Raw genomic sequence first — 25,761 nt, 5'->3', positions numbered from 1 at the left:
CGTCAGGTCACCAGCGGCACCAGCACCGGGACCAGGAGCGGCACCCAGATCGACGTGGCGAGCGCCGTGAGCCCCATCGACAACCCGGCGAAGGCACCCGCCGTGCGGCTCTCGTGGAGCATCTGGGCGGTGCCGATCCCGTGCGAGGCCAGCCCTACCGCGAGCCCCCTCACCCGTGCGTCCTCGACCCGCAGCCGGCTCAGGAACCACGGCCCGGTGACCGCCCCGAGGATGCCCGCGACGATCGTGAGCACCGCCGAGAGCGCCGGCAGCCCGCCGTTGTCCTCCGCGAGGGCGATCGACACCGGCGTGGTCGCGGACTTCGGCGCCATGGTCAGCGCGAGCAGCTCACCGCCGCCGAGGAGCCCGGTCACCACGACGGCGCTCGCGACAGCGATCCCCGAGCCGACGACGACGGCGCCGAGGACGGGGACGGCGGCCCGGCGTACGAGCGGCAGCTCCTGGTGCAAGGGCCAGGCCAGCGCGACCGTGGCCGGCCCGAGGAGGAGGGCGACCAGCCGGCCGCCCTCGAGGTACTCCGCGTAGTCGACCCGCGTCGCCCACAGCACCACGCCGACGAGGAGCACCGCGACCAGCACCGGGTTCACCAACGGGTGCCGGCCGGTGCGGTGCCACGCGGTGCGGCCGGCCTGGTAGGCCGCCAGCGTGAGCAGGACGCCGAAGACCGGCGAACCGGTGGCGGCGTCCCAGGCAGCGCCGGGGTCGAGGGTCACGCGCCCTCCTTCGCCGGACGCCAACGCAGCAGCAGGAGCGCCACTCCGGCGGCGGTGAGCAGTGCGGCGCCCCATGAGAGGACGAGCCCCGCGACCAGAGGTACGGCGGACGCGCCGATGAGCGTGAGCGAGGAGAAGACCCCTGCACCCGCAGGGACGAAGAGCAGCTGCAGGTGGCGCAGGAGCCCCTCGGAGACGCGGACCACGCCTGAGGCAGGACCGGGACGTCGCCACGTCAGCAGCCCGAGCAGCAGCACCATCCCGAGCACCGGCCCGGGGACGTGGAGCCCGAGCAGGGCCGCCAGGAGCTCACCGACGAGCTGGCAGCCGAGCAGCACGAGCAGCCCGCGGATCACCGGCCCAGGATAGGACCGAGCCCCGGCCGAGCCGCGCGGATGGTCAGCGAAACTAGAACACGTTATATTCCGCGGCATGAGAGCTGCGGACTACGTCGTCGTCGGAGCGGGCAGCGCAGGGTGCGCGGTCGCCCGTCGGCTGGCCGAGAGCGGTGCGAGCGTGATCCTGCTCGAGGCCGGCGGGACGGACCGCAAGGGGCTGGCGAAGCTGCTCTTCGAGATCCCCGGCGCGGTGGCGATCATGCACTCGACGCCGCAGCTGAAGCCGTTGTTCGACTGGGGGTTCAGGACCGTCCCGCAGGAGAAGGCGTGGAACCGGGTCGTCCCCCAGACCCGCGGCAAGGTGCTCGGCGGGTCGAGCTCGGTCAACGGGATGCTGTTCGTCCGCGGCAACCGGAAGAACTTCGACGACTGGGCCGCCGAGGGTGCAAGGGGTGGGCGTTCGAGGACGTGCTCCCGGCGTTCCGGAAGCTCGAGGACTGGGAGGACGGCGCGAGCGAGCTCCGGGGGTCGAACGGGCCGCTGAACGTGACACGCCAGCGCAACCTCACCGAGGCGGCGCGCTCGTTCATGCAGGCCACGTCGGAGAAGCTCGGCGCGCCGGTCAACGACGACTACAACGGCGCGAGCCAGGAAGGCGTCTCGATCGTCCAGCAGACCGTCGGCCGGGGCACCCGTTACTCCACGTCGAAGGGGTACCTCCACGACGGCGGGCTCCCCCAACCTCACGGTCGTCACCCACGCGCTGGTCAGCCGCGTCGTCACCGAGGGCTCGCGGGCGACGGGCGTCGCGCTGCTCGGCGAGGACGGGCCCGAGCTCTTGCGCGCCGACCGCGAGGTGATCGTCTGCGGCGGCGTCTACGGCTCGCCGCAGCTGCTGATGCTCTCCGGCATCGGCCCGGCCGAGCACCTCCGCGAGATCGGAGTCGACGTCGTCGCGGACCTTCCGGTCGGCGACAACCTTCACGACCACCTGTTCGTGCCGGTCTCGTTCCGGATGGCCTCGGCGGTGCGCCGCCCCACGCCGTCCTACTTCCTCAGCAACCTCGCGCGCGAGCGCGCGCCGGGGCTCGACCTGGGCGGCGGGGTCGTCGTTCGAGTCGGTGGCGTTCGTGCGCACGTCGTACGCCGGGGAGATCCCGGACCTGCAGCTGCACCAGCTCTACTGGGTCTACCCGGTGCCCAACCAGGACGACACCACGAAGCGGGTGGACCCGCCGACCAAGGCCCCGGGGTGCAGCGTCTTCCCGACGCTGATCCATCCCGAGTCCCGCGGGACGGTCCGGAGATCGGGCCGGGCCGAGGTACTTCAGCGACGCGGCGATGCGGCGCGAGCTGCCGAACTACGTGCACTCGGTCTACCACCCCGTCGGCACCTGCCGGTTGGGGGTCGACGAGCGCGCGGTGGTCGATCCCGAGCTGAAGGTGCGGGGCGTCGACGGGCTCCGGGTCGCCGACGCCTCGATCATGCCGTCGGTGACCGGCGGCAACACCAACGCGCCGGCGATCATGATCGGCGAGCGGTGCGCGGAGCTGGTGCTCGAGGGGTCGGGCTCAGCCGGCCTTCGGCCGCACCTGGCTCACCAGCAGCTCGGCAGCGAGGTCGACGACCTGCCGGGCCTCCTCCTCGTCTCCCTTCGCCAGCCAGTTGAGCGCCAGCCCGTCCATGAGCGAGAACATCAGCCGGGTGAGCACCGAGGTCGGCACGGCGTACTCGACGTCGAAGAGCTCGGCAGCGGCGACCAGCAGCTTCTCGTTCTCCGTGAGGTAGTACTCGTACTGCCGCCGCGCGGCGTCCTGCAGCTCCGGGTCGCGCAGCGCCGACACCGACAGCTCGTAGGTGACCAGGTGCTCGTCGGGGTGCGCGACGACGTGGTCGAAGTAGGCGACCAAGCCCGCGAGGGCGATCGCGACCCACTCCTCGCCGGGCTCGCTGGAGAGCACCGCCTCGTCGATGTCCGCCTTCGACCGGCGAGAAATTGTCTGGGTGACCATTGCCATCAGCTCGGCCTTGTCGTGGAAGGCGTAGTGGAAGACGCCCAGCGGCATCTCCGCCTCGGCCGTGATCGCACGCGTGGTCGCGCGGGCGACGCCGTCGCGGGTCATCACACGGATGGCCGCGTCGACGAGCCTCGCCCGGCGCTCCTCCGACGACATCCTCGTCACGTCACGCCCCTTCCCGCCCCGAGCTGCTCAGAGGAACGTCCGACCCTCACCACGATAGGTCGGAACCGACCCGACGAGCTCCCCGCCGGAGACCAGGTGCACCGTCTCGAGGTGCTCGGCGAGCTCACCGGACTTCGCGTGCCGGAAGAGCACCCGGTCCCCGATCGCGAGCCGCCTGGCGCCCGGGCCGGTCAGCGGGGTCTGCACCTCGCCCGCGCCCTCGGCGGCGACCATCCTCAGCCTCTCCGGCCACCACGGGCTCGGGAGCCGGTCGCGCCCGGGCGGTCCGGAGGCGACCCAGCCGCCGCCGAGCACGGTGGCGTGGTCGGGCCCGGGCCGGCGCACCACGCTGAGCGCGAAGAACGCCGCCGGCTCGGCACGGAACGACGAGTAGTGGTCGAAGAGCGTGGGGCACAGCAGCCCCGAGCCGGCGGCGACGTCGGTGATCTCGGCCCCCTGGGCGGTGCTCTCCACGCTGCCGGTGCCCCCACCGTTGACGAACTCCAGGTCGGCCACCTCGCGCACCCGGCGGATCGCCTCCGCACGCCGCTCGCGGAGCTCCTCGGCCGAGCGCCGCTGCACCAGCCGCACCGCCGTACGACGGGGCAGCGAGCCCGCCTCGTCGGGGATCCCGGCGATCTGCCCCTCGTAGCACATGACCCCGACCAGCGCGAAGCGCGAGCGCGCCGCGACCGCCTCGGCCAGCGCCCGGAGCTCGTCGGGGGCGTGCAGCGGGGAGCGCCGCGGCCCCAGGTGGACCGTGCCGCGGAGCAGCCTCAGCGAGGCGTCGAGGTCGAGGCAGGCCCGGATCGGCGGGCCGTCCGTGCCGACCACGCCCTGGACGAAGTCGAGGTGCTCGACGGAGTCGACCATGATCGCGACCCGCTCGCGGGCCCGGTCGTCGGCGGCCAGCGCCCGCAGCGCACCGCGGTCCGCGGTCGGGTAGCCGACGCAGATGCCGTCGTGCTGCTCCGACAGCCACAGCGCCTCGGGCAGCGTGAACGCGAGCGCGCCGCAGAACCCCGGGCGGGCCAGCGCCCGGTCGACCAGGTCGCGGACCCGCAACGACTTGGTGGCCACCCGGAGCGGGGTGCCGCCCGCCCGTTGCTCGAGGGACCGGGCGTTGCGCTCGAACGCGTCGAGGTCGACCACACCGAACGGCGGATCGAGGTGTCGCGTCGCCTCGAGGAGCGGCTCGGCCCGGTGCATGACTTCACAATGCGGGACAGATCGGACTCGGTCAAGTGACCAACTCGGGCCATGTGCGAGGTGCCGCCCGGGTGCTAGACCGCTCAGCAGGCCGCCAGCAGACCGCTTGGCAGACCGCTCAGCAGACCTGGGCGATCTGCCGCTTGATGTACCGCGTGAGCCGGGTGTCGTTCTTCTCGACCTTCGTCAGCTCCTCACGCAGCCCCTGGCAGTCCGCCTGCTCGGCGAGCTGGTCCAGCCGGGTGCGGAGCTGGTCGCCGTACCTGCTCCAGTCGACCTTCGGCAGCTCGGCGTCCTCGAGCTGGCGACCGACCTCCTCGGACGCCTGGCCGGCGAGCTCCGAGGCCCGGTCGGCGGCGTCGTCCACCGCGCGGTCCGCCGCGTCCTCCGAGCAGCCGCCGAGCACCACCCCGAGGAGCAGCGCCGCCGAGGCCCCGGCTGCGCGCACCCGTCCCCTCCCTGCCACGGCTGCCCCTAGGCCTGCGGACCGTCGGGGCCGAGGCTGATGCCGCCCTCGCTGTCGTCGTCCTCGTCGGGCGGCTGCGCGAGCGGGTTGTCGTCGGTCGGCTGGAGGTCCTCGGGGAGCTGCTCGTCGGAGATCCCGACCCCGCCGTCCTCGAGGTGGCCGGTCGCCCCGCCGTCGGCGGTGCCGCTCGACGAGGAGCCGTCGGTGGGGGCGACTTCCGTGGGGGCGGTGTCGCCCTCCGCCGCGGGCGCGGAGCCCTGGCCGGCCGGGCTCGGGTTGTCCCGCTGCGGCTCGTCGTTCTGGGTCTGCTGGTCGGGCGTCGACTGGCTCATGGCTCGGTTGTACCCCCCGCCGTGCCGGCACGAACCAGCGTCCCGGCATGAGGCGGGCGGTCGACGGGAACCGGTCCCGTGGGGCGAGAGAGGTGGTCGGGGTGAGCAGCGACGCGCTGGGCGGCACGGCAGGCGGGACGACGGGCTCGGAGCAGGAGACGCCCAAGGAGCGCACCACCCGCAAGTGGAACGAGATGCTGCAGGAGCTGCGGGTCGCCCAGACCGGCATCCAGATCATCACCGGGTTCCTGCTGACGATCCCGTTCTCGGACGGGTTCGAGGAGCTCACGACGGCCGACGAGGTCGCCTACCTGGTGACGGTGTGCTCGTCGATCCTGTCGGCCGGGCTGATCATCGCGCCGGTCGCCTTCCACCGGGTGCTGTTCGGCAAGAGCGAGAAGGAGTGGCTGATCCACGCCGCCGACGCGACGGCTCGCGCCGGGCTCGCTCTCATGGCGGTGACGATGACCGGCGCGGTGTTCCTGGTCTTCGGCCGCGTGGTCGGCCACGTCGCGGCCACCATCGCCGCGGCCGTCGCCGCCGTCGTCCTCGTCACGCTCTGGCTGGTGGTCCCGCTGTTCGGCGGGGAACGGGAGGAGGACGAGGACGACGGCGGCGGCGACGATCTTCAGCGGCGGGCCTCGTAGACGAGGTTGTAGTCGGTCGCGACGGCCACCCGTGCGGAGTCGAACCCGGCGGCGGTGAGCACCTCCAGCGTGCGAGCCGGGCCGGCCTGGGCGCCGAGCGCGGCCTGACCGTGCTGCGCGAGGCTCCCGGGCACGCACGCGACGGCGCTGGCGGTGAACCACGCGAGCCCGCGGGCGTGCAGGTTGTCGTCGAGCGCGTCCTCGGCGTGCGGCTCGACCACCATCAGGAGTCCGCCGTCGACGAGCCGGGACCGCGCCGCCCGCAGGGCCCCGACCGGGTCGCCGAGGTCGTGGAGGACGTCGAAGAAGCAGACCACGTCGAACCGCTCGTCGGCCCCGTCCGCCGCGTCGCCGATCCGGAACGAGACCCGGTCGGCGACACCGGCCTCGGCGGCCGCCTCGCGTGCCCGGCGTACGGACGGCTCGTGGCTGTCGACCCCGACGAACCGTGAGGCGGGGAACGCCGCGGCGAGCATCCGCGTGGCCGTCCCGAGCCCGCAGCCGACGTCGAGCACCGCCGCGCCGGCCTCGAGCCGCTCCTGCAGCCCGTCGACCGCCGGCACCCAGACCGGGAGCAGCGCGCCCCGGTAGAGCGGCCGGAAGAACCGCTCGACGGACGTCGCGAGCCGGTCGTCCTGCTCGCCCCAGGCGATCCCCTCGCCGGTGGTGAAGGCGTCGGCGAGCCGGTCCACGCCGCTCCACGCGGCCGCGGTGAACTCCAGCCCGCCGGCCGACGCCGCGGGGCTGTCGTCGTCGGCGAGCACCAGCGCGTGCTCGAAGGGCAGCCGGAACCTGCCGCCGTCGTGCAGGAGGTAGCCGGCGGCGGCCTGGGCCGCGAGCCACTCGCGGAGGTACCGCTCCGCGAGCCCGGTCCGGGCGGCGAGCTCCGTGCTCGTCACCGGCTCCCCGGACGCGAGGGCGCGCCAGAGGCCGAGCCGGTCGCCGAGGTAGGTCAGCACGCTGTTGACCGCGACCGCGGTGTCGGCGTGGACCTTGTCGGCGAACTCCTTGACCCGGGCGAGGTCCGGCGCGGCGTCTTGCTGGTCGACGACCTGCTGGTCGACGTCCTGCTGGTCGACGTCCTGCTGGTCGGTGGAGGGCTGGTGGGCGGGGTGCTGGTCGGTGAGGGTCATCGGGCCTCCGTCGTCGAGCCCCCGATCGGGGCTGGGGGTGACGACGGTGGACGACCGGCCTTCCCGCGGGCTTCCCCGACGCTGCCCGGCCGCTGACCGGCTAGCGCCCCTTCCAGACCGGCGCGCGCTTCTCGGCGAAGGCGGCGACTCCCTCGGCGGCGTCCTCGGAGAGCACGGCCACCGCGGCCAGGTCGCTCTGCCGTGCGAACGCCTGGTCGACCGGCCAGTCCGGCGACTCCTCGACGATCCGCTTGCTCACCTCGACGGAGAGCGGCGCGTTGGCGGTGATCTCCTCGGCGAGCGCCAGTGCGGCGTCGAGCACCGCGCCCGGCTCGGCGAGCCGGTTGACCAGCCCGAGCTCGGCCATCCGGGTCGCCGGCATCGGGTTGCCGGTGAGCGCCAGCTCCATGGCGACGTTGCGCGGCAGCCGCTGGGAGCTCCGGAGCACCCCGCCGGCAGCGGCGACCAGGCCGCGCTTCGGCTCGGGCAGCCCGAACTGCGAGTCGGTGCTGGCGACGACGAGGTCCGCGACGAGGGCGAGCTCGAACCCGCCGGCCAGCGCGTGCCCCTCGACGGCGGCGATCAGCGGCTTCCGCATCGGCCGGGCGGTGATGCCGAGCGGCCCACCACGCTCCGTCATGGCGAACTGGCCCGCCGCGGCCGCCTTGAGGTCCATGCCGGCGCAGAACGAGCCGCCCGCGCCGGTGATCACCGCGACCCGCACGGACGGGTCGGCCTCGACGTGGTCGACGACCTGCTCGAGCAGCTCGGCGGTCCTCACGTCGACCGCGTTGCGTCGCTCCGGCCGATTTATCGTCACTACGGCAACTGCACCGCGCTTCTCCAGCAGGACCGGCATCGGCGGCGGGGGCGACAGCGTCTGGCGGTCCCGACCGGCGAAGGTCAGGTCGCCGCCGGCCACCTCGACCGGCCAGCCGAGCGGGTCCTCGTCGAGCGCCGCGGCCACGACCTCCGGCCGCCGGCTGCGCACCAGCACCCGGCCGCCCTCCGGCGTGAGGGCCGTGACGATCACCGCGGAGGGGGACCCGTCGCGCTCGTGCTGCACGGTGAACGTCTCGAGGACCGCGGGGCCGGTGTACGAGGTGACCACCGGGCGGCTGGGCACCGGCTCGAGCGCCGGGTGGAGCGAGCGGTACGCCCTCTCCGGGGGCTCGGCGGAGTAGATCCCGATGGCGTGCTTGGTGGCGTACCACCCCAGCGACGTCGCCAGCCCGTAGCTCGTCGGCTCCTCACGCAGCCGCTGGACCAGCGTGGCCACCGCGTGCGTGCCGTAGTTGTTGCCGGGCCCGCCGGCGAACGTGAGCCCGCCGGTCACCGTCAGCGGCCGCTTCGGGTCGTCGACCGGCAACCCGAGCTCGTGGGCCGCGATCTGCACGGCCGCGGGGAAGCAGGAGTACAGGTCGACGTGGGCGATCCTGTCGACGGTGAGCCCGGCGTGGTCGAGGGCGGCGGCCCCGATGGTGCGGATCGCCGGGGACGACGCCAGGTCGCCGCGCTCGGAGACGAACCACTCGTCGTACGCCGCGGCGCCGGCGTGCAGGAACACCCACCGGTCCTGCGGGACACCGGCCTCCTCGGCGGCGGCGACGCTGGTGACGATGACCGCGGCGGCCAGGTCGACCTGGAGGTTCGCGCAGAGCAGCTTCGTGTACGGCGTGGTGACCATCCGGTTGTCCGCGTCGGCCCGGGCCAGCCGCTCGGCGGACTGCGCCTCCGGCATCCACGCGTGCTCGTTCTCCGCGGCCACCTCGGAGAACCGCGACCACAGCTCGGTGATGGTCCGCAGGTGCTCCTCCTGGGTCTTCCCTGTGCGGTGCCGGAGCGCAGCCTCCATCAGCGCGTAGCTGTAGACCGGGACGCTCAGCCCGGCCCCGGTCTCCGCGGCGTTGTTCGGCTCCCGCTCGCTCCCGACCACCTCGTCGGGCCGGACGTCGGCGGGCTGCTCCGGCCAGCCGAGGTCGCGGCCGGCCTTCTGCGCGGCGGCCAGCGTGCTCCCCGCCTCCGCGCCGCAGACCAGCACCACGGAGGCCCGGCCGTCGGCGACCGCCTGGCCGGCCGCGTTGACGAGGAGCTGGCCGGCGTCACCGCCGTACCTCGCGGACATGACCGTGCGCGACGGCTCCGCACCGAGCTGCTCGGCGACCGCCCGTCCGAGGTCGCGGTAGGACCAGGACGCGCTGGCCACCGCGTGCACCTCGTCGAGCCGCGCGAGGAGCGCCGCCCCGCTGTCCGCCTCCGCGACGCGCGCGGCCTCGGCGGCGAGCGTCGCCGGGTCGGCAGGCTGGTCGAGGTCCGGGGTGCGGCGGACCACCTGGCCGACGCCGACGAGCACCGGCGTCCGGGGATCGAGGAGCTTGCCGGTCCGCTCGTGGCGGACGGGTGCGGCGGCGGCCTGCTCCTCGCGGCCCTCGCCCAGCACCCTCGCCAGCCGCTGCAGCGACTCCTGGAGCGCCTCCTCGAGGCTCTTCATCACGGTGGCGCCCATCGGTCCGACGACCGGGTCGCCGCCGACACCGGCGTCGATCCGCACGAGCGTCCCGCCACCGTCCTCCGACGTGGTGAACCACAGCCCGAGCGTGAGCTGCATCGGCCCGGTGCCGCTCAGCCCGACCCGGTGCTCGGACACCTCGACGACCTCCCAGGCGATGTCGGCCGGGATCCCCATCAGCGTGACCTGCTCGCCGAACTCGACGCCCACCGCGGCACCCGCCGGTGGCGTGCCCCGCCACCGGGCGTGCAGCGCGAGCCAGTCGGGGATCCGGGACAGGTCTCCGAGGACCCGCCGTGCGGTGGCGGCGGCGACCGGCACCGGGAGCTCGGCGGTGACCGCCCGCTCGTACGCCGTCAGCTGCGCGGGGGGCTGGAGGTCGGTCATCGGGCTCCTGACGTCGGCCGCGTGTTGAGCCGCCCTTCGTGGCGCGCCACGAAGGGCGGCTCGACACACCAGAAGGGGCGGTTCGACGAAAAACAGTACGGGCGTACTGTATCTGGTGTGGAGACGGCACGAGCCCTTCGGCTGACCCAGGAGGAGCGGCGCTCGCGGATGCGCCGCCGGCTGCTCGAGGCGGCCGTCGCGTGTCTGCAGGAGAAGGGGTACGCCGCGACGACGGTGACCGAGGTGCAGGAGCGGGCCGGCGTGGCCCGAGGCACGCTGCTCCACCACTTCCCCGCGAAGGCCGAGCTGATGGTGGCCGCGACCGAGCACCTCGCGCTGGAGCGGATCGAGCGGTTCCGCACCGAGGCGGCCGACATACCGGCCGGGGCGGACCGGCTGGCGGCGGTCGTCGACCTGGCGTGGGCTGACCTCGCCGGGCCCTCGTTCTTCACCGCGCTCGAGCTGTGGGTGGCGGCGCGGACCGACGCCGAGCTACGGGCGACGCTACTGCCGGTGCAGGAGCGGCTGTTCCGGGCGCTCCACGACGGGCTGTTCGAGGTGCTCGGCAGCGCCGGTGACGACCCCCGCGCCCACACCCTCGTCGAGCTGACGATCGACGCGCTCACCGGAATCGCGATGAGCACGATGCTCACCGACCGCGGCGGTCAGGTCGAGCTGCTCCTCTCCCGGTGGCGGCGGGCGCTCGAGGTCCTGCTCGGCACCCGGCCCTCGGACGGCTGGCTCTGACCGGGGAGCCCGTGACGCACCCGGTGCACCACGGACTCCCCGATCAGCCAGATCAGGAGGTGTACGGCGCCAGCAGCTCCGGCCTCGCCGCGACCTCGTCGGGCGTGGTCCGTGCGACCACCCGTCCGGCGTCGAGCACGACGAGCTCGTCGCTCACCGAGGTCAGCAGCTCGAGGTGGTGGTCGACGAGCAGCACCGACGTGCGGCCGGCGATCCGGCGCAGCAGCGTGCCGAACCTCGTGGCCTCCTCGACCGACAGCCCGGTGGTCGGCTCGTCGAGCACCAGGAGGCTGGGAAGGCCGACAAGGGCGCGGGCCAGCGCCACTCGGGCGCGCACGGCGTGCGGGAGGGAGGGCGGGAGCGCCTCGGCGTGCTCGGTGATCCGCAGGTCGCTCAGCACGGCGTCCACGCGGGCGGTGACCTCACGGTCGACCGTGGTCACCCGGGAGAGCAGCCCTCGCCCCTCGCGGGCGTGCCGGGACGCCCCGAGCTCGACGTTGGTGCGGACCGTGACGTCCTCGAGCAGCCCGAGCCCCTGGAGCGTCCGCCCGACCCCGAGCCGGTGCCGCTCGCGGGGGCCGAGCCCGGTGACGTCCCGCCCCTGCCAGCAGACCTCACCGGCGGCGGGGCGGACGTAGCCGCTGACCACGTCGCAGAGCGTGGACTTGCCGGCGCCGTTGGTGCCGACGACGCCCACGACCTGCCGGGGACCGACCTCGAGGTCGACGCCGTCGAGGGCCGCGAACCCGCCGTACCGCACCTCGACGCCGGTCAGCCGCAGCAGCTCCACCGGGACCTCCTCCCCAGAAGGCCCCGCGGAGCGCCCGCGTCAGGGCTCGACGGTGACCTTGATGGCCTCTCCCTTGGCCACGATGTCAAACGCCTCCATCGCGCGCTCCAGCGGCAGGTGCACGGTGATGAGGTCCTTGACCGGGACCTGGCCGGTGGAGATGTACTCCAGCGCCCGCTTGTTGTGCTCGGGCGCCGAGCCGTTCGCGCCGTGGATGTGCAGCTGGCGGTAGTGGACGACGTTGGAGTCGCAGGTGATCGTCGGATTGTTCTTCGGCAGCCCACCGAAGAACGAGATGCGGCCGTTGCGGGCGGCCATCGCGATCGCCTGCTCCTGCGTGACGTTCGCCGCGGTCGCGGTGATCACCACGTCCGCGCCGCGCCCGCCGGTGAGCTCGCGGACCCGCTCGACGACGTCGACGTGCGAGGCGTCGATCGTCTCGTCGGGCTGCACCGCGTCGGCCGACATCTTCAGCCGCTCGGCGTTGACGTCGACGAGGTAGACGGGTCCGGCCTTCCAGACGCCGCGGGCGACCCGGATGTGCATGCAGCCGATGGGGCCGGCCCCGAAGACGACGACGGTGTCGCCCTCCTCGATCCCGAGCAGCTCCTGGGCGTTGATCGCGCAGGCCAGCGGCTCGGCGGCGGAGGCCTCGTCGAACCCGACGTTCTCCGGGATCCGGTTGAGCCCGTCGACCTCGAGCACCTGGCGGGGCACCACCATGTACTCCGCGAACCCGCCGTCGTACTGGTAGCCCATGCTGGTCTGGTTCTCGCAGACCGCCATCCACCCCTTGCGGCACTCGTAGCACTCGCCGCAGGGGACCGCCGCGATCACCTGCGCGCGGTCGCCGACCGACCACCCGGGGACGTTCGCGCCGACCTCGACCACCTCGCCGGCGATCTCGTGGCCGATCACCCGCGGCGGGCTGAGGTTCTGGTGGCCGTTGTGCAGGATCTTGACGTCGGTGCCGCAGGTGGAGCAGTTGCGCACCCGCAGCTTCACCTCGTCGGGGCCGCACTCGGGCTCCGGCGCGTCCTCGATCCGCACGTCCTCGGGCGCGTAGAAGCGCACCACCTTCATCAGTCGTCGTCCTCCTCGTCGGTCGGGGCGAGGAGCTCGAGCACCTCGTCCACGCTGGTGGTCTCCCGCAGCCGGCGGGCGCTCTCCTTGTCGCTGAGCACCATCGCCAGCGACTGCAGGATCCCGATGTGCTCGTCGCTCCGCGACGCGATCGCGATGCAGACGTGGGCGGTCTTGCCGTTCCAGTCGACCCCGTCGGGGAACTGGAGGAACGCCAGCGCCCCCCGCTTGATGTGGTCGCGGCTCTCGTCGGTGCCGTGCGGGATGGCGACGCCCTCCCCCATGTAGGTCGACACCGACCTCTCGCGCTCGAGGATCGCCTCGGCGTACGCCGGGTCGGCCGCGCCGATCTCGACGAGCACCGCGCCGCACTGGCGGAGGGCGTCCTCCTTGTCGCGGGCGGTCAGCCCCAGCCGCACCGCGTCGGCGGACAGGATCTCGGTCGCCACCTCGGGGGCCTCAGGACTCAAGGGTCCCACCGTCCTTGATCGCCGACTCGACCTTCGCGAAGGCCGGGTCGCCCATGAACACCTGGAAGGGGACGATCACGGCCTCCGGGGCGATCCCCTTGGCGCGCTCGGCCAGGCCGGCGTGGCAGAGCACCACCTGGGTGTCGGGCGGGATGTTGTTCACCGGCGTGTGCTCGACGGTGACGTCGTACTTCTTCAGCTTCTTCTTCATGGTGCTCGCGACCATGACGCTGCTGCCCATCCCGGCGTCGCAGGCGATGACGACCTTCTTGACGTCGGATCCGTTCACTGTGGGCATCGGGCCCTCCTCGTGGGTTGGTTCTGGAGCGGTTGGTGTCGGTCAGTCGCCGACGACGACCTCGTCCTCGGGGCGGTGCAGCTCCTCTTCCTTGGTGCCGCGGCCGAACCCCATGAGGAGCGATGCGACGACGAACGACACCGCTGCAGCCACCACGATGGCCGCGAGCACGGGGAAGTAGCCACCCTTCGGGGTGACGGCGAGGTAGGCGAAGATGCTGCCGGGCGAGGCCGGCGAGACCAGACCGGCGTCGAGGATCGTGCCGGTCAGCAGCCCGGCGGCACCCCCGGCGACGGCGGCCAGGATGAGGACCGGCTTCATCAGGATGTACGGGAAGTAGATCTCGTGGATCCCGCCGAGGAAGTGGATGATGATCGCGCCCGGCGCGGTGGGGCGCATCGCCCGCGGCCCGAAGAACAGGAACGCCAGCAGGATGCCGAGTCCCGGGCCGGGGTTCGACTCGACCATGAAGAGGATCGACTTGCCGGCCTCCTCGGCCTCGACGGCGCCGAGCGGCGACAGCACGCCGTGGTTGATCGCGTTGTTGAGGAAGAGCACCTTCGCGGGCTCGACGAGGATCGACGCGAGCGGGAGCAGGTTGTTGTCGACCAGCGTCTCGACGCCGTCACCGAGCCAGTTCACGAGCCGCTCGACGACCGGCCCGACGGCGTACACACCGCCGATGGCGCCCAGGCCGCCGACGATGCCGGCGGAGAAGTTGTCGATCAACATCTCGAAGCCGGACGGCACCTTGTCCTCGATCGACCTGTCGACGAGCTTGATGACGTACGCCGCGAGCGGCCCCATGATCATCGCGCCGAGGAACATCGGGACGTCGGTGCCGACGATGACGCCCATCGTGGCGACCGCGCCGACGACCGCGCCGCGCTGCCCGTGGACCATCCGGCCGCCGGTGTAGCCGATCAGCAGCGGCAGCAGGAAGGTGATCGTCGGGCCGACGAGCGCGGCGAGCTTCTCGTTCGGCAGCCAGCCGTCCGGGATGAAGAGCGCCGTGAGCAGCCCCCAGGCGATGAACGCGGCGATGTTCGGCATGATCATGCCGGCGAGGTAGCCGCCGAACTTCTGCACCCGGGCCCGGGCCCCGGTGCCCTCGAGATTCTTGTTGACCGTCGCGTCTGGCATGACCATCGCGCACCCTCTCCTTCTCCCCGCACGGCGGGGCCGGCCGGTCGTTGTGACCGGTGTCACGCAACCTGTGATCTCGTTTGTATGCCCTGCGTTTATGTTGTGTCAAGGGTCACCGCCTGCCGAAAACCACGGATACGGGCTCCACGGATCGGGGATCCGGGCAGAACCGGGCATGATCGGGCGTCCCTCCCAGGCCGGCGGGGGTGGCTGGCTAGGTTCTGCGCATGACGACGCCCTCCTTCGAGCTCGGCCCCGACCACCTCGAGCTCCAGCAGTGGGTGCGCACCTTCGCCCGCGACGTGCTCCGCCCCGCCGCCCCCGAGTGGGACGAGCGCGAGGAGTTCCCGTGGCCGGTGCTGGAGGAGGCGGCGCGGATCGGGCTCTACTCGCTGGACTTCTTCGCCACCCAGAGCTTCGACCAGACCGGGCTCGGCATCCCGGTGACGATGGAGGAGCTGTTCTGGGGAGACGCAGGGCTCGGGCTCTCGATCGTCGGCACCACGCTCGCGGCCGCCAGCGTGCGGGCGAACGGCACCGACGAGCAGGTCGGTGAGTGGGTGCCGCAGATGTTCGGCACCCCCGGCGACCTCAGGCTCGCCGCGTTCTGCTCCTCGGAGCCCGACGCCGGCTCGGACGTGGGCGCGATGCGCACCCGGGCGGTGTACGACGAGGCCAACGACGAGTGGGTCCTGGACGGGACGAAGACGTGGGCCACCAACGGCGGGATCGCCGACGTGCACGTCGTCACGGCCGTCGTCGACCCCGAGCTGCGGGCGCGGGGACAGGCGAGCTTCGTCGTACCTCCGGGGACGAAGGGGCTCTCGCAGGGCCAGAAGTTCGGCAAGCACGGCATCCGCGCCTCGCACACCGCGGAGGTGGTCCTCGACGGCTGCCGCGTGCCGGGGCGCTGCCTTTTGGGGGGCAAGGAGAAGCTCGACGCGCGGCTGGCCAAGGCGCGCGCCCTTCGAGACGGCTCCTCCGCCGCCTCCTCAGGAACCGCGCAGGGGACGCGCAGCCAGCCCTCGATGGCGACCTTCGAGCGGACCCGCCCGGCCGTCGGCGCACAGGCGGTCGGGATCGCACGGGCGGCGTACGAGCACGCTCTCGACTACGCCAAGGAGCGCGTGCAGTTCGGCCGCCCGATCATCGAGAACCAGGCGATCGCGTTCACCCTCGCCGACATGCGGACCTCGATCGACGCCGCGCGGCTGCTGGTCTGGCGGGCGGCCTGGATGGCGAGCAACGGCAAGCGGTTCGACGCCGCCGAGGGGTCGATGTCGAAGCTCTACGCCGGCGAGACCGCGGTGAAGGTTACCGGCCAGGCGATGCAGATCCTCGGCGGCAACGGCTTCACGCGGGAGTACCCGGTCGAGCGGATGGCCCGCGACGCCCGGATCTACACGATCTTCGAGGGCACCTCCGAGATCCAGCGGCTGGTGATCGCGCGCACCATCTCCGGGATGCCCCTGCGATGACCTCCCGCTGACCTCCCGATGACCTCGCGTCCTGGCATGTGTCGACCCGCCCCTCGTGGCGTGTTGAACCGCCCCTTATGGTCTCTGCGGAGCCGTTGAACCGCCCCTCCTGGCGTGTCGGAACGTGAGCTTTCACGCGTTTCGCCCGGGGTACTGGGGTGGATGATCGTCCGGAAACGCTGACCGGCTCCCTGATCGCACCCGAGGAGGAGGCGTCCCCGCACGCCGTTGGAACCTGTGGCTGACTTGATGCGCGAACCCACGACACGGACCCCAGAGCCGGAGGAGCTCCACCCGGCGCTGGACCAGACCTTCGAACCGGTGGCACTCAGGGGCGAGGGGCGGCTCGACAAGGTCGTCTTCGGCGTCGCCGCGGCCGTGGCGCTCGCCTTCGTCGCCTGGGGCGTGATCAGCACCGACAGCCTGAGCACCGCCTCGACCGAGGCGCTCGGCTGGACCGTGCACAACACCGGGTGGCTCTTCGTCCTCGTGGCCTCGGCGTTCGTGGTGTTCGTGATCTGGCTGGCCGTCGGGAAGTACGGCCGCATCCCGCTCGGCCGCGACGACGAGGAGCCGGAGTTCCGCACCTCGTCGTGGATCGCGATGATGTTCAGCGCCGGCATGGGGATCGGGCTGGTCTTCTGGGGGGTCGCGGAGCCGCTGGCGCACCTCGTCACCCCGCCACCCGGCACCGGCGAGCCCGGCAACGACGCCGCCGTCCAGACCGCGATGGCGACGACGCTCTTCCACTGGACGCTCCACCCGTGGGCGATCTACGCGGTCGTCGGCCTGGCCGTCGCGTACGGCGTCTACCGCCGCGGCCGCTCGCAGCTGATCAGCTCGGCGTTCGCCCCCCTCATCGGCGAACGCCGCGCGAACGGCGGCGCTGGGCAGGTCATCGACGTGCTCGCGATCTTCGCCACCCTCTTCGGCTCCGCAGCCTCGCTCGGCCTCGGCGCCCTGCAGATCGCCAGCGGGCTGGAGATCGTCTCCGGCATCGGCGAGGTCGGCAACGGCCTGCTGGTCGGGATCATCGCGCTGCTCACCGTCGGGTTCGTGGTCTCCGCGGTCTCCGGCGTCGCGCGCGGCATCCAGTGGCTCTCGAACATCAACATGGTCCTCGCGGTCGCGCTCGCGCTGTTCGTCTTCGTGGCCGGCCCGACGGTCTTCGTGCTCGACCTCGTCCCGACCGCGATCGGCAGCTACTTCCAGGACCTCGCGATGATGTCGGCCCGCACCGAGGCCGCCGGCGGCGAGGGGATGGCCGCGTGGCTCTCCGGCTGGACGGTCTTCTACTGGGCCTGGTGGCTGTCGTGGACACCGTTCGTCGGCGTCTTCATCGCGCGGATCTCGCGCGGCCGCACGATCCGCCAGTTCGTCACCGGCGTGCTGCTCGTGCCGAGCCTGGTCAGCCTCGTGTGGTTCGCGATCTTCGGCGGCTCCGCGATCAGGATGCAGCAGGACGGCCGCGACATGGGCGACCCCGCCGCTCCCGAGAGCCAGCTGTTCGCGATGCTCGAGCACCTGCCGTGGACGGGCATCACCAGCGTCGTGGTCATGGTGCTGGTGGCGATCTTCTTCGTCTCCGGTGCGGACGCCGCCTCGGTCGTCATGGGCTCGCTCTCGCAGCGCGGCAACCTGCACCCCGGGCGTGGACCGGTGATCTTCTGGGGTGTCGCGACCGGTGCGGCGAGCGCCGTGATGCTGCTCGTCGGTGGCGACGACGCGCTGACGGGGTTGCAGAACATCACGATCGTGGCGGCCCTGCCCTTCGCCCTGGTGATGGTCGGCATCGCCTGGGGGCTCGTCCGCGACCTCCAGTCCGACCCGATCGTCGTGCGCCGGAAGTACGCCGTGCAGGCGGTCGAGAACGCCGTGGTGGCGGGTGTCACCCAGCACGGGGACGACTTCTCGCTCACCGTCGAGCCGACCGAGCCCGGCCAGGGAGTGGGGCCCGTCGACAGCAGCTCCGACTCGTCGGCGACGTCCACGGGGGCGGAGACGGACGGGACGAGCCCCGACGGCAGGAGCTCCGAGCGGGCCGTATCGGACCAGGCCTAGCCCTAGCGCCGCGGCTCACAGGAACGGGCCGAGCACCACGCTCAGCCCGCTGCCCGCGAACGGCAGCACGAGGACGACCGTGCCGGCGATCGCCAGCCCCTGCGCGAGCGAGGGGCGGCGACGCCGGAGCAGCCAGCCGGCCAGCGTGAGGGAGCCGCCCAGCAGCGCGATGCCGCCTGCCGCGAAGGCGAACAACATCGACAGCCCGATCAGTGGGTCGTCGCCGGTGTAGGCGTGGTAGCCGTGCACGGCGATCCCGGCGAGCACGACCAGGACGACGAAACCGAGGGCGCTGAGCCCGGCGAGCGCGTTCATGCCTCGGGCGGGTTCGGTGTCGGTCGCCATGGCCCGACCCTGGTCGGCGAAGGCGGGGCGCCACATGCGTCGATGTACTCAGTCGGGCGCCGTGGCCTACTCATCCGGGCCGCGGCCCCGGATCAGCGCAAGGTGTCGGCGAGCGCCTCGCGCGCGGTCCAGAGCGGCTTCCAACCGAGCTCCTCGCGGGCTCGTGAGGTGTCCATGATCGCGGGGTGGCTGACCGCCTCGACCCACTGCGCCACCGACGGCAGCAGCGGCACCTGCGCGATGAGCCGGGCGACCTCCCGGACGGGACGCTCGGGCAGCGGGATCGTGGAGACGCCGAGCTCCTCCACCACGTCGGCGAACGTGATGACGTCGTCGGCCGCGATGTTGTACGCCCCCGGCGGGCCCGCGCCGAGCACGCACAGGTGCAGCGCCTCGCCGACGTCGTCCTGGTGGACCAGCTGGAGCGTCACGGCGGGGACCGGCACGGGCAGCGGCAGCATCCCGATGCCGGAGCGGAGCGCCCGGAGCAGCGGCGCGAGGTGGCCGGGGAGCTCGACCTTGCCGCCCACGGCGTCGGGGCCGGCGACGATCGGCGGACGGAGGAGGTACAGCTCGAGCTGCGGGTGGTGCGTCGCCTCTTGCCGGAGCAGCTCCTCGAGCTCGGCCTTCTCCTGGGCGTAGAAGAGCCGGTCCGCGGGGCGCGTCTCCCACTCCTCGGTCATGCCGACCGGGTTGTCGCGGTGGAAGCCGTACGCCGCGACGGAGCTCGCGTAGACGAACCGGCGGGCCCCGGCCTCCGCCGCGGCCCGGAACGCGTTGAGCGTCCCCTCTATGTTGATCGCGCGGGTCGTCTCCTTGTTGCCGCCGACGATCAGGAACGCCAGGTGCACCACGACGTCGGCCGCCGCGAACGCCTGCCGCAACGCGTCGGGGTCGCGGACGTCGCCGCGGCGGTACTCCAGCTTGCTCCACCCGTGCTCGACCGGGTCGAACGGGCGCCGGGCGATCCCGACGACCTCCTTCACCCGGTCGTCCCGCTCGAGCAGCGGGATCAGCCCGAAGCCGAAGGTGCCGGTGGGGCCGGTGACGGCCACGGTCAGGTCGCGCTCGGGGGTCGCCTCGGTCATGCCGGCACTCCTACCCAGGAGCGCCGTCCGGACGCCTGGTCCGCGGTCGTGGGCTGCGCCACCGAGGTTCCTGCGGTCGGCCCGCCGCCGTGCCCTGGCCATCACCTCCCGCCCGGTGGATCGTTGGGGTCTGCAACCCGTCGTGCCCCGGGAGGGACCCGCCATGCTCCGTCGTACCGCCCTGTCGGCCTGCTCCGCGCTGCTCGCCGCCGTCCTCGTGCCCGCACTGCCGTCGCAGGCGGCCCCCCGCGACACCTCCACCGGCACCGTGGCTGCCACTGCCGGCTCGAAGGCTGCCGGGTCGGAGGCTGCCGGGTCGAAGGCTGCCGGGTCGAAGGCTGTCGGGCCGCTGCGTTACGTCGCGCTCGGTGACTCCTACAGCGCTGCCTCCGGAGTGCTGCCGCCCGACCCGACCGCGCCGCTGCAGTGCCTCCGGTCGACCCGCAACTATCCGCACGTGATCGCGGCGCGCACCGGCGCGAGGCTCACCGACGTGACCTGCGGAGCCGCGGAGACCGGCGACTTCTTCAGCGAGCAGTACCCGGGCGTCGCGCCCCAGCTCGACGCCCTCCGCAAGCGCACAAAGCTGGTCACGATGACTATTGGTGGCAATGACAACAACACCTTCATCGGCGCGATCCTGTCGTGCGGTGTGGCCGGGTTGTCGACGCTCGGGAAGGGCAGCCCGTGCAAGGACCAGTACGGCCAGTCCTTCGAGCGGGCGGTCCGGCAGGTCACCTACCCGGCACTGGTGAAGACGCTGCGCGCGGTCCACCGGCGGGCACCGCGGGCGACCGTCGCGATCCTCGGCTACCCGTGGATCCTGCCGCCGAAGGGCGGCTGCTTCGGCAAGATGCCAGTGGCCCGCGGCGACGTGCCGTACCTCCGCTCGCTCCAGGCGACGCTCAACAACGCCGTCCGTCGCGCCGCGAAGGCGACCAGGAGCATCTACGTGAACCTCAACCGGGTTTCCGAGGGGCACGACGCCTGCCAGCCCGTCGGGGTGCGCTGGGTCGAGCCGGTGCTGGGGACGACCAACCCGGTCGTGGTGCACCCCAACGCGCTCGGCGAGCGGAAGATGGCAGCGCGCACGATCAAGGTGCTCGACCTGGGGTGACCGTGGGCCCCCGGTGCTCGCCCCGTTGCTCAGAGCCCGGGGAGCGCGTGGACCAGCCGCTGGACCACGTCGTACGTCTCCCGGTCCGCGGCGGCGACCAACCCCAGCGGGGGCTCCTGCTGCGGGCGGTACGGCGCTCCGCCGAAGGTGCCGACGTAGCCGCCGGCCTCCTCGAGCAGCAGCGACCCCGGAGCGTGGTCCCAAGGCTTGCCGCGCCGGTAGAGCGCGTAGTCCGCGGCCCCCTCGACCAGCTTCGGGTAGTCCACCCCGCAGCAGACCCAGGTCAGGTCGAGGGCCCGTAGCGTCCCGATCGCGCGGCCAATCCACCCCCGCTTGGCGGTCACGCCGCGCAGCTCGTCACCGAGCGGGGGCCGCACGAGCCGTTCGCCGTTGCACCACGCACCGGCGCCGCGCTCGGCGACGTACGCCTTCTCGTGCTGCGGCTGCCAGATCCAGCACCTCACGACCGCCCCGCCGCGCAGCTCGGCGACCATGACCGCGTGGTCGCGTGAGCCCTTGACGAAGTTCTTGGTCCCGTCGACCGGGTCGACCGTGAACGCGTGCTCGACCTCCTGGAACCGGTCCAGCAACGACGCGTCGGCCGCCGTCGCCTCCTCGCCGAGCACGAGGGCGTCCGGGTACGCCGCCGTCAGCACCTCGGTGAGCCGCACCTCGGCCTCGCGGTCCGCCACCGTGACCAGGTCGCCCGGGTTCTTCTCGTGGATCTGCTCGGCGGCGAGCGTCCGGAACCGGGGATTGATGACCTCCTCGGCGACGTCCTTGAGAACGGCTAGCAGCTCGTCGGTCTCCACGCCCTGCAACGTACCGACCACCGGGGCACCCACGACCGCCGGGCGCGCTCCTCCCCGGCTCCTATAGGCGCCTGACGAGCCGGATCGTCCTCGTGCCGGCCTTCTCGAGGTCGTAGCGGCCGGAGTGCACCCGGGTGTGGTGCCGCGGGCAGAGCAGTCGACCGTTCGCCAGGTCGGTGGCGCCGCCCTGCGACCAGGGGACGTCGTGGTGGGCGTGGCACCAGGCGGCCGGGACCGTGCAGCCGTGCACGGTGCAGCCACGGTCACGGACGGCGAGGGCGAGCGACTGGGTGGAGCTGAAGTACCGCCTGCGTCCCAGGTCGAGGAGCTGGCCGTCGCCACCGAGCACAGCGGGGACGACGCCGGCCTGGCAGGCCAGCAGCCGCGCCTGGGACGCGGAGAGCTCCTGCCCGGTCGACAGCACGGCCGGTCGCAGCCCGCCGAGCAGCGTGTCGAGCTCCATGGTGACCACGACGGTCGCGTTCATCCGCCCGGCCTTCGGAAGCCGCTTGGTCGGGAACCGGCTCAGCAGCTGGCAGAACGCCTCCCCCATCACCTCGGGGGTGCCACGCTGCTCGACCACGACCTCCTCGCCGCCCTCGCCGCCCTCGCCGGCCGGCGCCTCGCGGCGGATCGGATCCGGACGCTTCGGGGAGGCGAGCGCCTGCAGGGCCGAGACCAGCATCGCGCCGTACACGGTGGGGATGCGGAACTGGCCGTGGCAGCTCCCCTGCCCGTCGTCACCGATCCGCAGCACCGTCCTGCGTGCCGCCTCTGCCTCCTCGCGCTCGAGCTCTCGGGCGAGCTCTTCGTCGGCGCCGTCGGGGTCGACGACCTGGTGGAGGTGCCTGCCGAGGAGCTTCAGCTCCTTGGCGTGGTGGTGCGCGGCGAGGGCGAGGAGGTGGCGCTCCGCCCTGGCCCGGTCGTTGGCGCCGACCCCCGCGGGCAGCCCGACGACGGCGTCCACGACCACCTGCGCCTGGGCCAGGTCGACCCGACCGGCGAGCGTCGCCGAGGCCGTGGTGTCGAAGGCGGCCGTGTCGAGCCGCCGCGCGAGCCGGACCAGCCGCTTGGCCTCGCCCAGGGAGAGCCGGCTCGTCTGCGCGAGCCAGGCGTGGGTGCTGGTCGCACCGGTCAGCTCGGCGACGTCGATCCGGTCCGCGTGCGCCAGCACCTGGAGCGCGAGGGCCTTGACCCGCTCTGCGGCGCCCAGCAGGTCTTCGACGGTCTCCGCGGACGCTTCCTGGCTCATCGTCGCCACCGCCACCCCACCGGCGGTCAGGTCGTCGAGGACCTCGTGCAGGCGACCCACGAACCAGTGCACCCGGTCTGCTCGCGCGGCCACCGGCGTGCGCCCCGACGGGTCGTCGGGCTCACCCACAGGTGACGGGTCGACCTCTGCTGCCATGGGACGACGCTAGGGACCGGCACCGACGGTTCGAACGGGTGTTCTAGACCTGGGGACAGCCGTGACGGGAGCCCGCTGACACCTCCTGGGCTAGCCTCGCAGGCAAACCGCAGGAAGGACGCCCGTGCACCACGACCACGTCTCCGAGGTCGACCTCACCACCCTCACCCGGCCGTACGACGCCGAGCTGATCGACGTGCGCGAGGCGGACGAGTACGCCGCCGGGCACGTGCCCGGCGCCCGGCTGGTGCCGATGAGCGAGATCACCCAACGGCTCGACGAGCTCCCCCGGGACCGTCCGCTGTACGTGATCTGCGCGGTCGGCCAGCGCAGCCTCGCGGTCGCCGACTTCCTGGTGCGCGCCGGGTTCGAGGCCCACTCCGTCGCGGGTGGGACCTACGGCTGGATGCAGGCGGGGCACCCGGTCGAGACCGGGCCGTGAGCGACGAACCCGTCGAGCTCGTCCGGCGCTGGGAGCGCTCGGGCGGCCACTGGCGGGTGCTCTCGGACGACGGCGCGCGGCTGACGCTCTCGCTGGTCACCTGCGACGGCGGCGAGGAGATGTCCCGGGTCACCTCCGATGACGAAGAGCTGCGCTCCTACGTCGGGGGGCGCTCCGCCTCCGACGACTGACCGTCGCCCGGAGCCAGCAGCCGCCGGTAGTGGTCGCCGAGCGCCGGGTAGTAGCCGTCCCAGTCGACCGCCGCGACGTCGTCCCCGCCGGCCGCCGCGACGAGCCGGTCGAGGTAGTAGTCCCACCCGGGCCCCACCGAGGCAGCGAGCTCGGGGTCGGCGAGCTGCTGGGAGAGGTCGAGCCTCGTGACGCCCGCCGCCTCGCTGAGCTCGAGCCGCAGGGTCCACCCCTGCTCCCCGAGCGTGACCTGCAGCAGGGTCGGTGGGTCACACGCGTCGATGCGGCAGGGTTCCGGCGCCGCCGCGTCGCCCTCGGCCGTCATGGTGAACGACACCTCCCCGCTGGCCGGGTCGCCCTCCCACGTGCCGATCCAGCGGCTGAGCGCCTCCGGCTCGGTGACCGCGGCCCACACCTCCACGACGGGGCTCCGGAACGTGCGCGTGAAGACTACCCGCGACGGGTCGTGCCGGTCCCTGCGGCCCGTGGCGACAGGCTTCATGCGGTCTCTCCTTCGCTGGTGGAACCGGAGGTACGGCGGCGCCCGCTCCGCCTCAGCTCGAGCTCGAGCGCGTCGAGCTGGTGCTCGGCGACCGGAGGCGTGAGTGTGGCTGCAGCGGCATCCAGGGCGGCGAGGTAGGCCCGCAACGGCTCCAGCCCCTCGCGCGCCAGCGCGTGGGGCCGTTCGCGACCCGATGCCGTGGCCGCGACGAGCCCCGCCTCCCGGAGCACGCGCAGGTGCCTGCTCACTGCCGGCCGGCTGATCGGGTGCTCCGACGCGAGGTCGGCGACGCGGGCCGGGCCCTCTCCGAGCCGGAGCAGGAGCTCCCTGCGGACCGGGTCGGCCAGCGCTTCGAAGACGTCCACGCGAAAAGGTAACCGTATGGTTACGCATTGCGTCAAGGGGTCCGGCGATGAGTGCGGCCCCCTCCGGTCGTCATCACTGCGTGGACCACACGCCCTCGCCGCCGCCGGTCGAGGTACTCGCGATGGCGGCGGACCTCGCGCGCGCCGCGGCCCGGGCCCGCGCGCTCCTCGAGGCGGGCACGCCGGTGACCTTCGTGGTCGGCTGCCGGCGGTGCGGGATGCGGGCGGTCGAGACGCTCGCCGGGCTCCGGCTGGCAGCCCGGCGGCTCGACGTCACGTTCGAGGTGCGCGTCGAGGACGAGGGGTTCCGGGCGCTGCTCGAGCTCGCCGGGCTGACCGACCTGCTCGACGACTGACGACCCGTCAGGACAGCCGTCAGGACAGCCGCCAGGACTGCCGTCAGGGCAGGCGCAGCGGCAGTCCGAGGTGCTCGAAGCTGCGACCGCCGAACTCCTGCAGGAAGTGGTGGACCTCGGCGATGCGCCCGTCGACGACCTCGAGCACCTGCACCGACCACGCCGTGTGGCCACCCTCGAGGTCGGCGCGGTACTGCGCGAACCCGGGCGAGCCGTTGACCTGGAGCGGCACCAGCCGGGAGCCTCGGCACCCCGCGCCGTGGCCGAGGTACCACCCCTTCATGTCCTCGTGGCCGCGCAACCACAGGGCCAGCGGCGGCATCGACATGACGGCGTCGTCGCGCATCAGCCGGACGAGCGCCTCGACGTCGTACGCCTCGAAGGCCTGCACGTAGCGCCCGAGCAGCTCACGCTCCTCCTCACCGAGCTGGTGGCCCTGCGGCCGCTCCGGGTCGAGCGTGGCCATGGTGGCCCGGGCGCGCTGGAGCGCGCTGTTGACCGAGGCGACGGTGGTGTCGAGCAGCTCGGCGACGTCGGCGGCCGACCAGCGCAGCACCTCACGCAGCAGCAGCACGGCCCGCTGGCGCGCCGGCAGGTGCTGCAGCGCGGCGACGAACGCGAGCCGGATGCTGTCGCGGAGCACCGCCTCCTCGGCCGGGTCGGCGGTGGGGGCGCCGAGCCCGACGCGCTCGTCGGTGATCGGGCCGACCCACGTCGTCTCCGGCAGCGGCGCACCGGGCTGCGTCTGCGCCGGCACCGGCGAGGACAGGTCCATCGGCATCGCGCGGCGGTTGCGGGCACGCAGCGCGTCGAGGCAGACGTTGGTGGCGATGCGGTAGAGCCACGAGCGGACCGACGAACGGCCCTCGAAGGAGTCCCACGCCTGCCACGCGCGGACCATCGTCTCCTGCACCGCGTCCTCGGCGTCCTGCGCCGACCCGAGCATCCGGTAGCAGTGACCGGTCAGCTCGGGGCGGTACTGCGTGAGTCCGGCCAGGTCGCGTTCGTCGAGCTGTGCGGTCACACCCGCTCCCTTCGATCCTTCGCCGCCACTGTAGGTCGCCCGCGCCGCGCTGGCGACAGGGAACCACAGGGAAGGACAGCCCTCGTCGACGTCACGGGGTG

28 protein-coding genes and 3 pseudogenes are annotated in these 25,761 nt (G+C 72.9%); 11 read left to right on the top strand and 20 right to left on the bottom strand.

Annotated features, from left to right (window positions below; genetic code table 11):
- Positions 1-2 precede the first annotated feature (2 nt).
- Entirely contained in the window at positions 3-734 is a 732-nt protein-coding gene (locus FIP57_RS13105) for an LrgB family protein (protein ID WP_238993430.1), read from the bottom strand.
- Positions 731-1,090, bottom strand: a complete 360-nt coding sequence (locus tag FIP57_RS13100; protein ID WP_148573898.1) for a CidA/LrgA family protein — start codon at positions 1,088-1,090, stop codon at positions 731-733. The genes FIP57_RS13105 and FIP57_RS13100 overlap by 4 nt, the downstream gene beginning before the upstream one ends.
- A gap of 76 nt (positions 1,091-1,166) precedes the next feature.
- Here FIP57_RS13100 and FIP57_RS23670 point away from each other — a divergent pair.
- The 3 pseudogenes from FIP57_RS23670 to FIP57_RS24045 all read left to right on the top strand — a co-directional run.
- A pseudogene (locus FIP57_RS23670) lies at positions 1,167-1,738 on the top strand (GMC family oxidoreductase); the annotation flags it as partial.
- Between the two features lie 97 nt (positions 1,739-1,835).
- Positions 1,836-2,006: pseudogene (locus FIP57_RS24320) on the top strand (GMC family oxidoreductase N-terminal domain-containing protein); the annotation flags it as partial.
- A gap of 407 nt (positions 2,007-2,413) precedes the next feature.
- Positions 2,414-2,548 (top strand): annotated as a pseudogene (locus FIP57_RS24045) (GMC oxidoreductase); the annotation flags it as partial.
- 96 nt (positions 2,549-2,644) lie between these two features.
- Here FIP57_RS24045 and FIP57_RS13075 read toward each other — a convergent pair.
- The 4 genes from FIP57_RS13075 to FIP57_RS13060 form a co-directional block, all read right to left on the bottom strand.
- On the bottom strand, positions 2,645-3,247 hold the full coding sequence (locus tag FIP57_RS13075) for a TetR/AcrR family transcriptional regulator (protein ID WP_238993481.1): 603 nt from the start codon (positions 3,245-3,247) through the stop codon (positions 2,645-2,647).
- Between the two features lie 36 nt (positions 3,248-3,283).
- A complete protein-coding gene (locus tag FIP57_RS13070) occupies positions 3,284-4,465 on the bottom strand; it encodes an amino acid deaminase/aldolase (protein WP_148573895.1) in 1,182 nt (393 codons plus the stop codon).
- A 118-nt stretch (positions 4,466-4,583) separates the two neighbouring features.
- Positions 4,584-4,913 carry a hypothetical protein gene (locus FIP57_RS13065; protein ID WP_148573894.1) on the bottom strand — a complete coding sequence of 110 codons (330 nt, stop codon included), beginning with the start codon at positions 4,911-4,913 and terminating at the stop codon, positions 4,584-4,586.
- A 26-nt stretch (positions 4,914-4,939) separates the two neighbouring features.
- Positions 4,940-5,263, bottom strand: a complete 324-nt coding sequence (locus tag FIP57_RS13060) for a hypothetical protein (RefSeq protein ID WP_148573893.1) — start codon at positions 5,261-5,263, stop codon at positions 4,940-4,942.
- A gap of 101 nt (positions 5,264-5,364) precedes the next feature.
- On the opposite strand from FIP57_RS13060, the gene FIP57_RS13055 reads away from it, so the two are divergent.
- Complete coding sequence (locus tag FIP57_RS13055; protein ID WP_148573892.1) at positions 5,365-5,910, top strand: DUF6328 family protein; 546 nt, start codon at positions 5,365-5,367, stop codon at positions 5,908-5,910.
- Here the strand turns inward: FIP57_RS13055 and FIP57_RS13050 are convergent.
- Positions 5,892-7,043, bottom strand: a complete 1,152-nt coding sequence (locus FIP57_RS13050) for a class I SAM-dependent methyltransferase (protein ID WP_148573891.1) — start codon at positions 7,041-7,043, stop codon at positions 5,892-5,894. The two genes, FIP57_RS13055 and FIP57_RS13050, sit on opposite strands and share 19 nt — an antisense overlap.
- A gap of 100 nt (positions 7,044-7,143) precedes the next feature.
- The gene (locus FIP57_RS13045; RefSeq protein WP_148573890.1) at positions 7,144-9,939 is read right to left on the bottom strand and encodes a crotonase/enoyl-CoA hydratase family protein; all 2,796 of its coding nucleotides are present in this window, start codon (positions 9,937-9,939) and stop codon (positions 7,144-7,146) included.
- Positions 9,940-10,056: 117 nt separating this feature from the next.
- On the opposite strand from FIP57_RS13045, the gene FIP57_RS13040 reads away from it, so the two are divergent.
- Positions 10,057-10,686: a TetR/AcrR family transcriptional regulator gene (locus FIP57_RS13040; protein WP_203231205.1), complete on the top strand. Its 630-nt coding sequence runs from the start codon at positions 10,057-10,059 to the stop codon at positions 10,684-10,686.
- 52 nt (positions 10,687-10,738) lie between these two features.
- Here the strand turns inward: FIP57_RS13040 and FIP57_RS13035 are convergent, their stop codons facing one another.
- The 5 genes from FIP57_RS13035 to mtlA are packed head-to-tail and all read right to left on the bottom strand — an operon-like array spanning position 10,739 to position 14,476.
- Entirely contained in the window at positions 10,739-11,476 is a 738-nt protein-coding gene (locus FIP57_RS13035) for an ABC transporter ATP-binding protein (RefSeq protein ID WP_148573889.1), read from the bottom strand.
- Positions 11,477-11,515: 39 nt separating this feature from the next.
- Positions 11,516-12,559 carry a zinc-dependent dehydrogenase gene (locus tag FIP57_RS13030; RefSeq protein WP_148573888.1) on the bottom strand — a complete coding sequence of 348 codons (1,044 nt, stop codon included), beginning with the start codon at positions 12,557-12,559 and terminating at the stop codon, positions 11,516-11,518.
- On the bottom strand, positions 12,559-13,029 hold the full coding sequence (locus FIP57_RS13025) for a PTS mannitol transporter subunit IIA (RefSeq protein ID WP_238993429.1): 471 nt from the start codon (positions 13,027-13,029) through the stop codon (positions 12,559-12,561). The genes FIP57_RS13030 and FIP57_RS13025 overlap by 1 nt, the downstream gene beginning before the upstream one ends.
- Complete coding sequence (locus tag FIP57_RS24040; RefSeq protein WP_148573887.1) at positions 13,019-13,327, bottom strand: PTS lactose transporter subunit IIB; 309 nt, start codon at positions 13,325-13,327, stop codon at positions 13,019-13,021. Before FIP57_RS24040 ends, FIP57_RS13025 begins: the two co-directional genes overlap by 11 nt.
- Positions 13,328-13,369: 42 nt before the next feature.
- Positions 13,370-14,476, bottom strand: coding sequence for a mannitol-specific PTS transporter subunit IIC (gene mtlA / locus FIP57_RS13015; protein WP_238993428.1), 1,107 nt, complete (start codon positions 14,474-14,476; stop codon positions 13,370-13,372).
- 224 nt (positions 14,477-14,700) lie between these two features.
- Between mtlA and FIP57_RS13010 the strand changes: the two genes are divergently transcribed.
- Together FIP57_RS13010 and FIP57_RS13005 are read left to right on the top strand one after the other, a co-directional pair.
- Positions 14,701-15,951 (top strand): acyl-CoA dehydrogenase family protein, encoded by a 1,251-nt coding sequence (locus tag FIP57_RS13010; RefSeq protein WP_148573886.1) that lies wholly within the window; start codon positions 14,701-14,703, stop codon positions 15,949-15,951.
- Positions 15,952-16,272: 321 nt separating this feature from the next.
- Positions 16,273-18,012 (top strand): BCCT family transporter, encoded by a 1,740-nt coding sequence (locus FIP57_RS13005; RefSeq protein WP_338039917.1) that lies wholly within the window; start codon positions 16,273-16,275, stop codon positions 18,010-18,012.
- Between the two features lie 15 nt (positions 18,013-18,027).
- Here FIP57_RS13005 and FIP57_RS13000 read toward each other — a convergent pair whose 3' ends face one another.
- Both FIP57_RS13000 and FIP57_RS12995 read right to left on the bottom strand, forming a co-directional pair.
- Complete coding sequence (locus FIP57_RS13000) at positions 18,028-18,357, bottom strand: hypothetical protein (RefSeq protein ID WP_148573884.1); 330 nt, start codon at positions 18,355-18,357, stop codon at positions 18,028-18,030.
- 92 nt (positions 18,358-18,449) lie between these two features.
- On the bottom strand, positions 18,450-19,445 hold the full coding sequence (locus tag FIP57_RS12995; RefSeq protein ID WP_148573883.1) for an NAD-dependent epimerase/dehydratase family protein: 996 nt from the start codon (positions 19,443-19,445) through the stop codon (positions 18,450-18,452).
- A gap of 163 nt (positions 19,446-19,608) precedes the next feature.
- Between FIP57_RS12995 and FIP57_RS12990 the strand changes: the two genes are divergently transcribed.
- A complete protein-coding gene (locus tag FIP57_RS12990) occupies positions 19,609-20,562 on the top strand; it encodes an SGNH/GDSL hydrolase family protein (protein ID WP_148573882.1) in 954 nt (317 codons plus the stop codon).
- Positions 20,563-20,591: 29 nt separating this feature from the next.
- On the opposite strand, the gene FIP57_RS12985 is transcribed toward FIP57_RS12990, so the two are convergent.
- Both FIP57_RS12985 and FIP57_RS12980 read right to left on the bottom strand, forming a co-directional pair.
- A complete protein-coding gene (locus FIP57_RS12985; protein ID WP_148573881.1) occupies positions 20,592-21,374 on the bottom strand; it encodes an inositol monophosphatase family protein in 783 nt (260 codons plus the stop codon).
- A 61-nt stretch (positions 21,375-21,435) separates the two neighbouring features.
- A complete protein-coding gene (locus FIP57_RS12980) occupies positions 21,436-22,782 on the bottom strand; it encodes an HNH endonuclease signature motif containing protein (RefSeq protein ID WP_148573880.1) in 1,347 nt (448 codons plus the stop codon).
- A gap of 124 nt (positions 22,783-22,906) precedes the next feature.
- Between FIP57_RS12980 and FIP57_RS12975 the strand changes: the two genes are divergently transcribed.
- Together FIP57_RS12975 and FIP57_RS12970 are read left to right on the top strand one after the other, a co-directional pair.
- On the top strand, positions 22,907-23,224 hold the full coding sequence (locus FIP57_RS12975) for a rhodanese-like domain-containing protein (RefSeq protein ID WP_148573879.1): 318 nt from the start codon (positions 22,907-22,909) through the stop codon (positions 23,222-23,224).
- Positions 23,221-23,415 (top strand): hypothetical protein, encoded by a 195-nt coding sequence (locus tag FIP57_RS12970; protein ID WP_148573878.1) that lies wholly within the window; start codon positions 23,221-23,223, stop codon positions 23,413-23,415. The genes FIP57_RS12975 and FIP57_RS12970 overlap by 4 nt, the downstream gene beginning before the upstream one ends.
- Here FIP57_RS12970 and FIP57_RS12965 read toward each other — a convergent pair.
- Positions 23,382-23,915, bottom strand: a complete 534-nt coding sequence (locus FIP57_RS12965) for an SRPBCC domain-containing protein (RefSeq protein WP_148573877.1) — start codon at positions 23,913-23,915, stop codon at positions 23,382-23,384. The genes FIP57_RS12970 and FIP57_RS12965 overlap by 34 nt on opposite strands.
- Complete coding sequence (locus FIP57_RS12960; protein ID WP_148573876.1) at positions 23,912-24,280, bottom strand: ArsR/SmtB family transcription factor; 369 nt, start codon at positions 24,278-24,280, stop codon at positions 23,912-23,914. The genes FIP57_RS12965 and FIP57_RS12960 overlap by 4 nt, the downstream gene beginning before the upstream one ends.
- Positions 24,281-24,360: 80 nt before the next feature.
- Here FIP57_RS12960 and FIP57_RS12955 point away from each other — a divergent pair, with 80 nt between their 5' ends.
- Positions 24,361-24,636 carry a hypothetical protein gene (locus FIP57_RS12955; protein WP_148573875.1) on the top strand — a complete coding sequence of 92 codons (276 nt, stop codon included), beginning with the start codon at positions 24,361-24,363 and terminating at the stop codon, positions 24,634-24,636.
- A 43-nt stretch (positions 24,637-24,679) separates the two neighbouring features.
- On the opposite strand, the gene FIP57_RS12950 is transcribed toward FIP57_RS12955, so the two are convergent.
- Positions 24,680-25,660 carry a sigma-70 family RNA polymerase sigma factor gene (locus FIP57_RS12950; protein WP_203231204.1) on the bottom strand — a complete coding sequence of 327 codons (981 nt, stop codon included), beginning with the start codon at positions 25,658-25,660 and terminating at the stop codon, positions 24,680-24,682.
- Positions 25,661-25,761 lie beyond the last annotated feature (101 nt).

It is taken from the genome of Nocardioides caldifontis, from assembly GCF_008087345.1.
GTDB lineage: Bacteria > Actinomycetota > Actinomycetes > Propionibacteriales > Nocardioidaceae > Marmoricola_A > Marmoricola_A caldifontis.
Note: the sequence above shows the minus strand (reverse complement) of the source record. Positions and strands in the feature narration are given on the sequence as shown.